Source organism: Acinetobacter sp. YZS-X1-1, from assembly GCF_000804305.1.
In the GTDB taxonomy this organism is placed as follows: domain Bacteria; phylum Pseudomonadota; class Gammaproteobacteria; order Pseudomonadales; family Moraxellaceae; genus Acinetobacter; species Acinetobacter variabilis.
Genome location: NZ_JWHB01000027.1, coordinates 15,691 through 27,890 on the forward strand (window position 1 = coordinate 15,691; position 12,200 = coordinate 27,890).

Consider the following 12,200-nt stretch of genomic DNA (forward strand, 5'->3'; position numbering starts at 1 on the left):
TTCAATGTTCTGTATATAAAGCCAGCTTATTTTTTACGACGTGTGCTATAACCACGTTTTGCCAGTTCCAGCTTGGCAATCATACCTTTATGCACTTCATCCGGACCATCAGCCAGACGTAAGGCACGGGCTTGGGCAAAGAATCCGGTCAGCGGTGTATCACGAGAAACACCCGCACCACCGTGGATCTGAATCGCCATATCCACAACTTTTTCCAGTACACTTGGCGCAACGACTTTAATTGCAGAAATTTCAGTCAGTGCTGCCATATTCCCTAAAGTATCCATTTTATAGGCAGCATACAAGGTTAATAATCGAGCCTGATCAATGGCAACGCGAGCTTCTGCGACACGTTCCAGGTTACCACCCAGTTTTAAAATCTCTTTACCAAATGCGGTACGGCTCATACCCCGGTCAATCATAAGTTCTAATGATTTTTCAGCAGCACCAATGCAACGCATACAATGGTGAATACGGCCTGGCCCTAAACGCCCTTGGGCAATTTCAAAGCCTTGACCTGCACCCCCAATAAAATTCGAAACTGGAACACGAACATTATCGAAGCTGACTTCGCCGTGACCATGTGGTGCATCATAATCACCAAAGACTGGAAGCATCCGTTCAATTTTCACGCCTGCAGTATCGACTGGAACTAAAACCATGGAATGCTGATGATGACGGTCTTTGGATTCATCCGGTGTATGTGCCATAAAGATGATGATTTTGGCATTCGGATCCCCCAAACCCGAAGACCACCATTTACGACCATTCAAAACAATTTCATCACTTTCAACTACTGCCGTCGCCTGCATATTGGTAGCATCACTTGAAGCCACAGCAGGTTCAGTCATACAGAACACTGAACGGATTTTCCCTTCCAGAAGTGGTATCAACCATTGCTGTTTTTGTTCTTCAGAACCATAGCGCCACAATACTTCCATATTACCGCTATCTGGCGCATTACAGTTAAAGACGGTAGGTGCAATCAGGCTTCGTCCAGAAAGTTCAGCGATATGTGCATATTCCTGAACGGATAATCCCTGACCTAATTCTGGACAAGGCAAAAACATATTCCAGAGACCTGCCGCTTTGGCTTTATCTTTCAATATTTCAAGCTCTGCCGGCCATTGCCATTTGGTCCAGTCGCCACCTTGATTCAGTTGATGCACCTGATGCCAGAAACCAGCCTCGACAGGTTCAATTTCATCAGTAATAAACTTTTTTGTTCTATTTAAATAATCCTGCGCTCGTGCAGACAACTCAAACATTGCTTTATCCCTCTGAATATTCTAATTCATACGCTTTACAACACCTTAACCCAAAATATATTATGAATAAAATGATTTAATTCCATATAGTAGTATGCATAGTATTCATTCAAAAACCGTGATGGACCTACGAAATTTTCATCGTATTGATATTAATCTTTATCCACTTTTTATTGCCATTTACGAACAAAACAGTATTTCTAAAGCCGCACAAATTCTATCGATAAGCCAGTCAGCGGCCAGTCATGCTTTACAACGTTTAAGACAGCATTTACAGGATGATTTATTTGTGCGAACGGGTAGCAAGATGCAGCCCACACCGTTTGCGGATCAGATCTATCCTGAAATTAAAAATGCACTTTTTGCGATTCAGAATATTTCGATGCAGCATCAGCAATTCAGACCGGAATTGATTCATAGCTTAAAAATCGCTGTACATGATGAAATTGAACCCATGATATTTCCAAAACTGGTTCAACATTTTCAAAAAATTAACCTGGATCTTCAGCTGAGTAGCATGAAACTCGACCGTAAAAATATTGCTGCAGATCTCGCCTCTCAACAGGTCGATTTTGTCATTGATCTGGAGCAAAGTATTAGTGAAAAAATTCAGTTTGAACGACTGGTACAAGATGAATTCGTGGTCTGTACACAACAAACAGAAATGAATGAACAGATTTATCTGGCCTCACCTCATATTGGCGTTTCCTCACGCCGTACGGGAGTTTTAGTTGAAGATATATATTTAAGTCGAAAACATTATTCCCGGCAGATTTTTTTACGTTGTCAGCACTATTCCACAGCCCTGCAAATTCTGGAACAGCAAAAGACTGCTATGCTGACAATTCCTAAAAATGTATTGACACATCTACAGTTAGCAAACTGTCTGAATATTTTTGACGTTCCTGTACAACTGCCGAAAATTAATATGGGGATGTATTGGCATAAAGATCTGCAAGAAAATAAAAGACATCAATTTTTAAGAAATGAAATTTATAAAATTTTTACTTAGGCTATTTATGAGATGATTTAAAATTGCTTAGGCTATTTTATTATCAAGTTTTAGGATTGAGATTGGCCTAATTTGATAGTGCTTAGGCTATTTTATCGGTACAAAACTAAACACTGATTGATGACTTTTTAAGCCTTATGCGGAGTGGCTTTGATCTAAAATGGCTCAACTTTTAGCTGTGTTTATGCGGCTGTTTTTGCTGATTTGGATCTTGCCCTTGTTACATCTCTCTACCACCTGGCAAATTGTGCTGGGCTTCGTACTTCTGTGTTTTTCCTATTATCTGCTGCATAAAATTACGGTGTATTTAAAGGACCTATTTCGCCCCTTTAAGAAAGGTAAGAAATACTGGTGCCGGGTTAGTGCTGTCAGTGATGGCGATACCCTCACCTGCTACCGTTTTAATATCCGTCGCTCTGAGACCAAACTGCGCTTTGCTTATGTCGATGCACCTAAATCTTCACAGGCCTATGGTAAGGAATCGCTACGCCTGGTTCAAAGTATGGTTAAAAATAAAATGATTCGTGTACAAATTACTGATATTGACCGATATGGTCGCTGTGTCGGTGTGGTCTATCGTTATCGCAAGAATATCAATGAAGAGATTGTGAAACGTGGTGCGGCATGGGTTTATGAGGAATATATACGGGATAAAAACCATTTACGCTATATGATGGAACTACAGAATAAAGCCAAAAAGCAGAAAAAAGGGTTATGGAAAAATAGCCGCCCTGTCCGTCCAAGTGTGTATCGTAAACAGATCAAAGCCGCATCTTGATTTTAAAGATCTAAAATTTAGCTTATAAAAAAGGGATCTGTACTAACAAATCCCTTTTGCTTGTTCAGTTCATATCATGACCTAATAGGCCAAATGCACCAGAAAGCGGAATGCCCCTGCAATAAGTGCCAGTGTCAAAAAACCTGCAAGCCATAAGCCTACAAACCATACTATCTGTTTGCGTGTCATACCTGCTCCTTAATGATAACCATCATCACCAACACGCACCTTATGCCGGAATACCCAATAGGACATGCAGGTATAAATCACGATAATCGGAATCAGGACTAAGGCTCCAATCAAAGCAAATAACTGACTATTTTCATGTGCCGCTGCCTGCCAGATCGTGACTGATGGTGGAATAATATAAGGCCACAGACTAATCAGAAAACCGGTATATGCCAGGAATACCAGCACTAACATATAGGAAAATGGGCCTAGTTCACTGCGTCTTTTACAGGCACGTAAGGCCAGCCAGGTAAACAAGATGACCAGGATCGGTACGGGCATAAAGTAGGTAAATTGAGGCTGGCTGAACCAGCGCTCCGCAATTTGCGGATGGGTCAACGGCGTATAAACACTAACAGCACTTAGAATAATCAATAAGGCTATAATCAGCTTCGGCATCAGTTTAAACATGCGATCCTGTAAATCATCACCGGTTTTATAAATGAGCCATCCACAGCCTAATGCTGCATATAGCACCACGACACTGATTCCTGTAAAGATACTAAATGGACTGAGCCAATCCAGACCACCACCTACATAGACACCATTTCGTGTTTCAATTCCCTGAATATATGCACCCAGGATCATCCCTTGCAAGAAACTGGTGATGATCGATCCACCTATAAAAGCTTTATCCCACCAGTGTTTGCTTTTATTCGCCTTAAAACGGAACTCAAAAGCAACACCACGAAAAATCAAGGCGATCACCATCAGGATAATGGGCATATACAGTGCTGAGAGTACCGTCGAATAAGCCAATGGAAAGGCAGCAAATAATCCAGCGCCCCCTAGAACCATCCAAGTTTCATTACCATCCCAGACCGGAGCGACCGTATTCATCATGACATCGCGTTCATCCTGATGCGGGAAGAATGGAAATAGAATGCCAATGCCCAGATCGAAACCATCGAGAATAGTATAGACCAGTACACCCAGTCCAATAATCGCAATCCAAATTAATGATAAATCAATCATTTTTTATCCTCCTGATCCGGATGTTCAGGAACCTCTTCAATACGTTCGCGAATACTGCTCAATGGTCGACGGGAAGCCTGAACCACATCGCTATCCGATTCATGGTGTGGTCTGGAATGAATAAATTCTGGACCTCTATGCATTAGGCGCAACATGTAGAAAATTCCTACGCCAAAAACAACGCAGTACACCACCACAAAGATAATCAAGGTCAAACCGACCTGTTCAGCGGACACTGGTGATAATGCATCTTTGGTCCGCATAATGCCGTAGACAACCCAAGGCTGACGGCCGACTTCTGTGGTAAACCATCCTGCCAGCATGGCAAGAAATCCAGATGGACCCATGATGAGTGCAAAACGATGCAGACCACGTGACTCATAAAAACGTCCTCGGGTACGTGACCATAGTCCCCATAATGCAAGCAAGAGCATCAACATACCCATCCCGACCATAATCCGGAAACTCCAGAACACGACCAGTGAATTGGGACGATCTTCAGGCGCAAAATCTTTAAGCCCCGTGACTTTTCCATCCATAGAATGCGTCAGAATCAGGCTACCCAATTTAGGAATACCAATTGCATATTTGGTTTCTTCCGCTTGCATATCTGGAATCCCAAACAGGTATAAAGGCATTCCTTCATCATGATTGGTTTCCCAATGGCCTTCCATCGCGGCCAGTTTGGCTGGCTGATGTTCAAGTGTATTCAGACCATGCATATCCCCCACAAAAATTTGTAAAGGTGCAAGTGCCAGAATCAGCCACATGGCCATGGAAAATGAAGTTTTAACTAAAGGATCGCGACGACCCTTGATCAGATGCCATGCCGCTGTTGAGGCTACAAGTAAGGCCGAGACCAGAAAGGCGGCCATCGCCATATGGGCCAGACGATAAGGAAAAGACGGGTTAAATACGATCGCTACCCAGTCCTGCGGGACGATTAGGCCGTTTTCAATCGCAAAACCTTGTGGGGTCTGCATCCAGCTATTGGAAGATAAAATCCAGAACATGGAAATACAGGTGCCGACTGCGACCATTAAAGTGGAGAAAAAGTGTGCTCGTGGGCCAACCCGATCCCAGCCAAAGAGCATGATGCCCAGGAATCCGGCTTCTAAAAAGAACGCAGTTAAAACTTCATAAGCCAGCAAGGGTCCGGTCACACTTCCAGCGACCCGGGAAAACTCACTCCAGTTGGTTCCGAACTGATAGCTCATTACCACACCGGATACGACGCCCATACCAAATGCAACGGCGAAAATTTTGACCCAAAACTTGAACAGATCCTGAAAAATCGGATTTTTAGTCTTTAACCAGCGCCATTCCAGAATAGCCAGAAAACTTGCCAATCCGATTGAAATTGCAGGAAAGATAATATGAAAAGATACAGTAAAGGCGAACTGTATACGTGCTAACTCTAATGCAGTTAAACCCAGAGTCATAAACTTCACCTATGTAGTGTTATTTGGCATATCTGCCCTTCAGTTATTAAGTGATGGATTTTTCTAGTGCTTAGGTAGCTTAGGCTGAATCATTCTTAAAAGTATGTAGTCTTTTGTTGATTGTTTTTTAATCAGGTTAAAGACTTGTAATAACTTAGTCAAAAAGACGTTAACCATGCAAAAATTTTCAAAATTTCCCTCTTGTCTAATTGAATAAAGAGGCGTAAATTAGGCACAATTTAGTTAGCCAGGTTAACTATATGTTTCAACCCTCTTCCAGATTTCGTTCACTGTTGCTGCGTTGCGCACGACTCATGAGTGATGAAATCAATACTATTTTGTTATCCTCCCAACTTAATTATTCCTTATGGCAAGTGCTCTATACCATTCAATCCCAACAGCAATGCACGCTGGTTGATATTTCAAGCTATTTAAATGTTTCAAAACCAAGCATAACCAAACGTATCCAGCATTTAAGTGAACTCGACTTAATCTGCCAGATCGAAACCGAAGATAAACGTCAAAAAGTATTTAAACTCAGCGAGCAAGGGGTTAAAACCTTTAACCTGTGTTCTAAACAGATTGATGCTTTTGAAGATCAGTTACTGCAACAGATTGACGCAGATGATCTGCAAAGCAGTAAAAATACTTTGGTTCAGCTGATTCAGCAATTACACCCTTCATCTCAGGAAACACCACAATGAGCCAAGATCAAGCCCGCCTATGGACCCCTAATTTCGTCCTGGTCAGTCTGGTTAATTTCCAGCTTGTTCTGGTGTTTTACCTGCTGGTGATTGTGATTGTCGGTTTCTCGGTCGCTGAACTGGGAGCATCGACTGCACAAGCCGGTCTGGTATCCGGTCTGTTTATTGTCGGAACGCTAATTGGACGCTTATTTATTGGGAAATTGCTGAATCGTCTAGGGCTGAAAAATACTCTGGTGATTGGCCTGACCGGCTTTTTGCTATTTTCCGGACTTTATATGATTCCGGCCAAACTAGAAGTGTTATTGGGTATTCGTCTGATCCACGGCTTTATGATGGGTATGGCCTCTACCGTACTCGGCACAGTAATTGCGCAAACCATTCCGGCAACACGACGTGGTGAAGGTATCGGTTATTTCAGTATGAGCAGTACGCTTGGTACAGCGATTGGTCCTTTTGTCGGGATTTGGCTGATGACGAATTTTAATTATCAGGTGATTTTTATCTTCACCACTATCGTTGCGCTCAGCTGCCTGATCTGCGGTCTGTTTATCCAGCCGCCGCGCCTTAAAGCGAGTGGTACATCAACTTCCTCTGTTCCACAATCTGCCAGTAAACTCGCTCAATATGTAGAGCCCAATGCCTTGCCGATTGCTGTCATTGTCCTGCTGGTGGCCACCTGTTATTCAGGCGTACTGTCCTTTATCCACTTCTATGCCAAGAACATCAATCTGGTTGAAGCAGCCTCTTTCTTCTTCCTGATGTATGCCTTTGCTATTCTGCTGTCGCGTCCTTTTACTGGCCCATTAATGGACCGTAAAGGTGAAAATATCATTATCTACCCTGCAATCGTGATTATGGCAGTAGGTATTCTGATGCTGAGTCAGACACAAAACTCTGTGATGTTACTGGCGAGTGCCGCGTTATTAGGTTTTGGTTTCGGGAATATCCAGTCCGTGTGTCAAACCATTGCTGTGAAAAGTACCACCTTGCAACGGATGGGTCTCGCCACCTCAACCTTCTTTATTGCACTGGATGCAGGTCTTGGTTTCGGCCCTTATTTCCTCGGCATGCTGCTGGATCAGGTGGGTTATCGTCAGCTTTATCTGTTCTCTGCATTGCTTACCTTTAGCTGTCTAATCTGGTATTACCTGCTGCATGGCCGCAAGGTTAAATCGACCTCAGTCAAAGCTTAAACGAGTTGATTCAATACTTTTTTAAACGGGCATCAAGCCCGTTTTTTATATCTCAACTTATTTTTTGGGAATTAGTTCAGCCTTTTTGATCATCATCGGATTTGAAGGCTTCGGACTAAAATGGTTAGAACGTGAAGTTTTCATTTACTGGATCATGTTCACTGGCTTCCTGCAAAGCATCGCCTCAACTATTTATACGCATTATTTACGTAAAGACATCTTTAGCTAATAAGTATGTTAAGAGAGACTTTCGAATCTCCCTGTTTATCAAAATCTAGAAACGTCGGCTAAAACGACGGCGATATTCTAAGGGTGTTAACCCTGTTTTTTTATAAAATAAACGCCGAAATGAGCTTGGATCCTGATAACCGACATTTTGCATAATCAGATCTATTGCCTGATCAGTTTCCTCAAGCCGTTTACGTGCTGCTTCAATGCGAATGGCTTGCAGATACTGGCTCGGTGCAATATTTAGCGCCTGCTTAAAATGCCGGATTAAAGTACGAGTGGTGACATTAAAACGTTCTGCCAGTGCATTCAAAGTGAATTCTTCATGAAAATGCTGCTCTAACCAGTCCTGAACTTTTTGCACCAGTTCATCATGATGAGGTTGACCAATCTTCATTAATGAATAAGACAATTGACTATCACGTCGATAATCAATCACAAAGGATTTGGCAGATTGCATGGCAACTTCAAAACCATAGAAACGTTCAATCAGATGCAAGCCTAAGTCAAACCAGGCCAAGCCTCCACCTGCACAGTAAATATTCTGATCCCGGCTAATCATCAGATCGGCATTGAGTTTGACCTGAGGATAACGGGCACGAAACATGTCCTGAAATCCCCAATGCGTTGTCGCCACACGTCCATCTAAAATGCCGGCTTCTGCCAGAAAGAAATTCCCGGTGCAGTTTCCAGCGATTAAGGTGGATTGTGTATGAGCGGAAGTTAAAAACTGAATCAGGCCTGGATTTTCATCCAGTACCTCTTGAATAGGTGCGGCAATGGTCGGCACTACCAGAATATCTGCTGTTTGAATCTCTTTATACGCACAATGAGCTTGCAATTCCAGACCATTAATGCAACGAATTGGCTGTCCATCTGGACTGGCGATCCTGACTTTAAACAGGCGTTGCACATCCTGCCGCTGAATCCGGTTCCAGCTGACGCCCGCCATAGCAAATAAATCGACGACACCCGTAATAGCCGAAGCTAAAGCACCATCAAAACCTAAAATCACTACCTGTTGCATATTTTTCTATTTGTCGTTTTTCACCCGTTTCATGTCATTATTGACAATCCTCCTTGATAAATGCAACTGCTAGTCTTGATGCTATCTCAAGGATTGTATATTCAGGATCGTACTGTGACTCAGCTGATTAATGATAAAGACTTCAATTTTCTGCTTTATGATGTTTTCAAACTCGAAGCCTTAACTGACCTGGAACGTTATCAGGATCATGACAAAAATACCTTTGATAGCATTCTGGAAACGGCAAAAGGCATCGCGACCGATTATTTTGCGCCGCATAATGCCAAGGCTGATCATCACGAACCGAGCTTTGATGGCAAACAGGTGAAGACCATTGATGAAGTGAAAATAGCATGGCAACAATTTGCTGATGCTGGTCTACTCTGCGCCCAGCATGATTACGCAGACGGCGGCATGCAATTGCCGACTTTGGTGAATATGGCCTGCAATGCCTATTTCATGTCGGCGAATCCTTCGACTGTTGCCTACTCTTTTCTGACAGCCGCTGCAGCAAATCTGATTCAGGCCTTTGCTTCTTCAGAACAAAAACAAATGTTCTTGCCGCATATGCTCAGTGGCCGCTTTGCCGGGACTATGGCGATGACCGAGCCGAATGTAGGTTCCTCTTTGGGAGATCTGACCACTAAAGCGATTTCTCAGGCAGATGGAAGTTATAAAATTAAAGGCCAGAAAATGTTTATTTCTGGTGGTGATCAGGACATTACTGAAAATATTGTGCATCTGGTTCTGGCTCGTATCCAAGATGCACCACAAGGCATAAAAGGTATTTCCCTATTCATCGTGCCGAAACTCAAAACCAATACAGATGGCACTGTAGGTGAATCCAATGATGTACAGTTAGCCGGCCTTTTACATAAAATGGGTTATCGTGGCACTACTTCAACAGTGCTAAGCTTTGGGGAAAATGACAATTGCTTAGGCTATTTAATTGGTGAAGCGGGGCATGGCTTAAAATACATGTTCAAGATGATGAATGAAGCACGTGTCGGTGTTGGTCTCGGTGCAGCCATGATTGGTTATCGTGGTTATCTGGAATCTCTGGACTATGCCAAAAACCGTCCTCAAGGCCGGCTGGTTCATGAAAAAACACCTGGTGCCAAGCCCGTAAATATCATTGAGCATACTGATGTCAAACGTATGCTATTGGCACAAAAGTCTTATGTTGAAGGTGCTTTGGCGCTGTGCTTATTTGCAGCTCGTTTAATTGATGAACATCAGGCTGCACAAGATGAAAATAGTGCCATTTTACTCGATCTTATTACACCCGTGGTCAAGTCCTTCCCTTCTGCCTATGGTCCTAAAGCCAATGATCTGGCGATTCAGGTCTTGGGTGGTGCGGGCTATACGCGTGAATATCCGGTTGAGCAATGCTATCGTGATAACCGCCTTAATCCGATTCATGAAGGCACTTATGGGATTCAGTCTCTGGATCTATTAGGCCGTAAACTCTGGCAGCACAATGGCAAAGGCCTGACTCTGCTCATGCAACGCATCCAGAAAACCTTATTTGAGATTCAGGATAGTAAGTTAACAGAACTGACAGATGTCTATAAACAGCATCTTGCCACTGTGCAAAAGACCACTCAGGTTTTAGGTCAGGCTCTGCATCAAGGCAACGTTAGTGAAGCTTTGGCCAATTCTGGCCTATATCTGGATATAATGGGCAAAACTATTATTGCGTGGTTGTGGCTGGAAATGGCTAATCAGGCTCAACTTAAGTTTGGCACATCTTCTCAACAGGAAGATCAAGCCTTTCTGACGGGTAAAATTCAGGCAGCTCAATATTTTATTCATTGGGAACTGCCTGAAATTGAACATCAGGCTAAATTACTGATGAACTTCGATGACACCTGTCTAAATATGCAAAGTGACTGGTTCTAATTAAAAATCAATAAAAATGCGCCTCGAATGGCGCATTTTTATTTGTTTACATCATCAAGCCGCAGCGTCTTTTAGACCAAATTTCTTAAGCAGCTTGGCACGCTTCGAAGGCAGAATATTCGCTTTAGTCAGATCGCCTTGATAATGCTGATACACACGTTGATCCATCATCTTGTACCACAATGGTGGAATCAGTGCCGGGATCAGCATGGTGGCATAACCACTTGGTAATTCTGGCGCTTCATCAAAATGTCGCAATGCCTGAAATGGCCGGCTTGGATAGGCATGATGATCTGAATGGCGCTGTAACTGGTACAGAAACAGATTAGTCACGATGTTGTTATTGTTCCAGCTATGTTCGGGCAAGGTTCGCTCATAGGTACCATCCGCTTTTTGCCCGCGTTTCAACCCATAATGCTCGATATAATTCACGATCTCAAACAGGCTGATGCCATAGAAGGCCTGGGTCAGCGTATAAGGAATAATTTTTTTGCCATACGTTTTCAGCATCAAGGCATGATAGCCCGCACTCATGGCCCAGCCATGAAACAGTTCATTCTCCTGACTAAAGAATTTTAAGCCTTTACGTTCCAAACGTCTTTTTTCTATCTGAATTGCTGATTTCAAGCCACCCAATACAGTACGTGGCCAGAAACGGTAGAAAGATTCACCCATTTTCGAAGATGCCGGGTCTTCTGGCGTCGCCACCCGTTTATGATGTCCATAAGGATGCTCAATCCGGAAATGGTTATAGGCCAGTGGCATCAGGCTGGCATGCGACCAGTAATGGTCTTTTTTCTGAGGACGATGGCTCAGCTCGTGCGCAGTATTCACGCCGATCCCATTAATCGCCCCCATAGATACACCAAGTAACACCTGATCGACTAGAGAGACATTTGGACGAGATACTACATAACCTGCAAAAGCATTGGCAGCCATTTGCAAAGGAATAAACATCTTCACGATCCGGTCATAATAAGGATCTCTGACCAATGCCTGAATCTGCTCATCATTTGGATTATTGGCATCATCACCAATTAAAGCATCCAGAGTCGGGATAATCACATGCAATAATAAAGGTCCACCCATCGCAAAGACTTTTTTAGTGGCTTTGGGACCAAAATGATAGCCAGCCAGAATTCCCATACCGATCACAGGCAAACTGGGACTGAGCAGCCAGCCAAAACGTTTTTTATCCAGTTGTAAACCTTTCAGCACTGACGCATCCTGCGTGAACTGAGCTTTGCTAATTTGTGCAGGGGCATTCATTGCGACCCTCCTTTTTTATGTTACTCTGCACATATAGTTGAATATTTCAGCATTAGCGAACAGTATTGAACGTCCAGAAAAACTATGTCAGCGTCTTTGGCGCAATAGGCTAAATCTTGGCCTTAAATCACAATTCTGGAGTATTTAAATTTAATTAAATTAATTAAAACA

12 protein-coding genes are annotated in these 12,200 nt (G+C 43.0%); 6 read left to right on the forward strand and 6 right to left on the reverse strand.

Features of this window, described 5'->3' with window-relative positions:
* Window positions 1-26: 26 nt before the first annotated feature.
* Window positions 27-1,268 (reverse strand): acyl-CoA dehydrogenase family protein, encoded by a 1,242-nt coding sequence (locus RJ01_RS12780; protein WP_034171365.1) that lies wholly within the window; start codon window positions 1,266-1,268, stop codon window positions 27-29.
* A gap of 94 nt (window positions 1,269-1,362) precedes the next feature.
* Between RJ01_RS12780 and RJ01_RS12785 the strand changes: the two genes are divergently transcribed.
* Both RJ01_RS12785 and RJ01_RS12790 read left to right on the forward strand, forming a co-directional pair.
* On the forward strand, window positions 1,363-2,280 hold the full coding sequence (locus RJ01_RS12785) for a LysR family transcriptional regulator (RefSeq protein WP_005235863.1): 918 nt from the start codon (window positions 1,363-1,365) through the stop codon (window positions 2,278-2,280).
* Window positions 2,281-2,440: 160 nt separating this feature from the next.
* A complete protein-coding gene (locus RJ01_RS12790; RefSeq protein WP_034171366.1) occupies window positions 2,441-3,058 on the forward strand; it encodes a thermonuclease family protein in 618 nt (205 codons plus the stop codon).
* An 81-nt stretch (window positions 3,059-3,139) separates the two neighbouring features.
* Here the strand turns inward: RJ01_RS12790 and RJ01_RS16160 are convergent, their stop codons facing one another.
* The 3 genes from RJ01_RS16160 to RJ01_RS12800 are packed head-to-tail and all read right to left on the reverse strand — an operon-like array spanning window position 3,140 to window position 5,703.
* A complete protein-coding gene (locus RJ01_RS16160) occupies window positions 3,140-3,247 on the reverse strand; it encodes a DUF2474 domain-containing protein (RefSeq protein WP_104426067.1) in 108 nt (35 codons plus the stop codon).
* A 9-nt stretch (window positions 3,248-3,256) separates the two neighbouring features.
* Entirely contained in the window at window positions 3,257-4,261 is a 1,005-nt protein-coding gene (cydB, locus tag RJ01_RS12795) for a cytochrome d ubiquinol oxidase subunit II (protein WP_034171367.1), read from the reverse strand.
* Window positions 4,258-5,703 (reverse strand): cytochrome ubiquinol oxidase subunit I, encoded by a 1,446-nt coding sequence (locus tag RJ01_RS12800; protein ID WP_005235865.1) that lies wholly within the window; start codon window positions 5,701-5,703, stop codon window positions 4,258-4,260. Before RJ01_RS12800 ends, cydB begins: the two co-directional genes overlap by 4 nt.
* A 260-nt stretch (window positions 5,704-5,963) precedes the next feature.
* Between RJ01_RS12800 and RJ01_RS12805 the strand changes: the two genes are divergently transcribed.
* The 3 genes from RJ01_RS12805 to RJ01_RS16295 all read left to right on the forward strand — a co-directional run bounded on the left by RJ01_RS12805 (window position 5,964) and on the right by RJ01_RS16295 (window position 7,832).
* Window positions 5,964-6,407, forward strand: a complete 444-nt coding sequence (locus tag RJ01_RS12805) for a MarR family winged helix-turn-helix transcriptional regulator (protein WP_004785531.1) — start codon at window positions 5,964-5,966, stop codon at window positions 6,405-6,407.
* Window positions 6,404-7,603, forward strand: coding sequence for an MFS transporter (locus RJ01_RS12810; protein WP_034171368.1), 1,200 nt, complete (start codon window positions 6,404-6,406; stop codon window positions 7,601-7,603). Before RJ01_RS12805 ends, RJ01_RS12810 begins: the two co-directional genes overlap by 4 nt.
* Window positions 7,604-7,688: 85 nt before the next feature.
* Window positions 7,689-7,832, forward strand: coding sequence for a hypothetical protein (locus RJ01_RS16295; protein WP_161792067.1), 144 nt, complete (start codon window positions 7,689-7,691; stop codon window positions 7,830-7,832).
* 45 nt (window positions 7,833-7,877) lie between these two features.
* Here RJ01_RS16295 and RJ01_RS12815 read toward each other — a convergent pair whose 3' ends face one another.
* Window positions 7,878-8,858: a GlxA family transcriptional regulator gene (locus tag RJ01_RS12815; RefSeq protein ID WP_034171369.1), complete on the reverse strand. Its 981-nt coding sequence runs from the start codon at window positions 8,856-8,858 to the stop codon at window positions 7,878-7,880.
* 78 nt (window positions 8,859-8,936) lie between these two features.
* Here RJ01_RS12815 and RJ01_RS12820 point away from each other — a divergent pair, with 78 nt between their 5' ends.
* Window positions 8,937-10,760 (forward strand): acyl-CoA dehydrogenase, encoded by a 1,824-nt coding sequence (locus tag RJ01_RS12820; RefSeq protein WP_171248478.1) that lies wholly within the window; start codon window positions 8,937-8,939, stop codon window positions 10,758-10,760.
* A 54-nt stretch (window positions 10,761-10,814) separates the two neighbouring features.
* Here RJ01_RS12820 and RJ01_RS12825 read toward each other — a convergent pair whose 3' ends face one another.
* On the reverse strand, window positions 10,815-12,029 hold the full coding sequence (locus tag RJ01_RS12825; RefSeq protein WP_005235872.1) for an alkane 1-monooxygenase: 1,215 nt from the start codon (window positions 12,027-12,029) through the stop codon (window positions 10,815-10,817).
* Between the last annotated feature and the right edge of the window lie 171 nt (window positions 12,030-12,200).

Coding starts and splice junctions, on each gene's coding strand:
- RJ01_RS12805 (WP_004785531.1), top strand. CDS start 5,964: ATGTTTCAACCCTCTTCCAGATTTCGTTCACTGTTGCTGCGTTGCGCA.
- RJ01_RS16160 (WP_104426067.1), bottom strand. CDS start 3,247: ATGACACGCAAACAGATAGTATGGTTTGTAGGCTTATGGCTTGCAGGT.
- RJ01_RS12800 (WP_005235865.1), bottom strand. CDS start 5,703: ATGACTCTGGGTTTAACTGCATTAGAGTTAGCACGTATACAGTTCGCC.
- cydB (WP_034171367.1), bottom strand. CDS start 4,261: ATGATTGATTTATCATTAATTTGGATTGCGATTATTGGACTGGGTGTA.
- RJ01_RS12780 (WP_034171365.1), bottom strand. CDS start 1,268: ATGTTTGAGTTGTCTGCACGAGCGCAGGATTATTTAAATAGAACAAAA.
- RJ01_RS12825 (WP_005235872.1), bottom strand. CDS start 12,029: ATGAATGCCCCTGCACAAATTAGCAAAGCTCAGTTCACGCAGGATGCG.
- RJ01_RS12815 (WP_034171369.1), bottom strand. CDS start 8,858: ATGCAACAGGTAGTGATTTTAGGTTTTGATGGTGCTTTAGCTTCGGCT.
- RJ01_RS12785 (WP_005235863.1), top strand. CDS start 1,363: ATGCATAGTATTCATTCAAAAACCGTGATGGACCTACGAAATTTTCAT.
- RJ01_RS12810 (WP_034171368.1), top strand. CDS start 6,404: ATGAGCCAAGATCAAGCCCGCCTATGGACCCCTAATTTCGTCCTGGTC.
- RJ01_RS12820 (WP_171248478.1), top strand. CDS start 8,937: ATGCTATCTCAAGGATTGTATATTCAGGATCGTACTGTGACTCAGCTG.
- RJ01_RS12790 (WP_034171366.1), top strand. CDS start 2,441: ATGGCTCAACTTTTAGCTGTGTTTATGCGGCTGTTTTTGCTGATTTGG.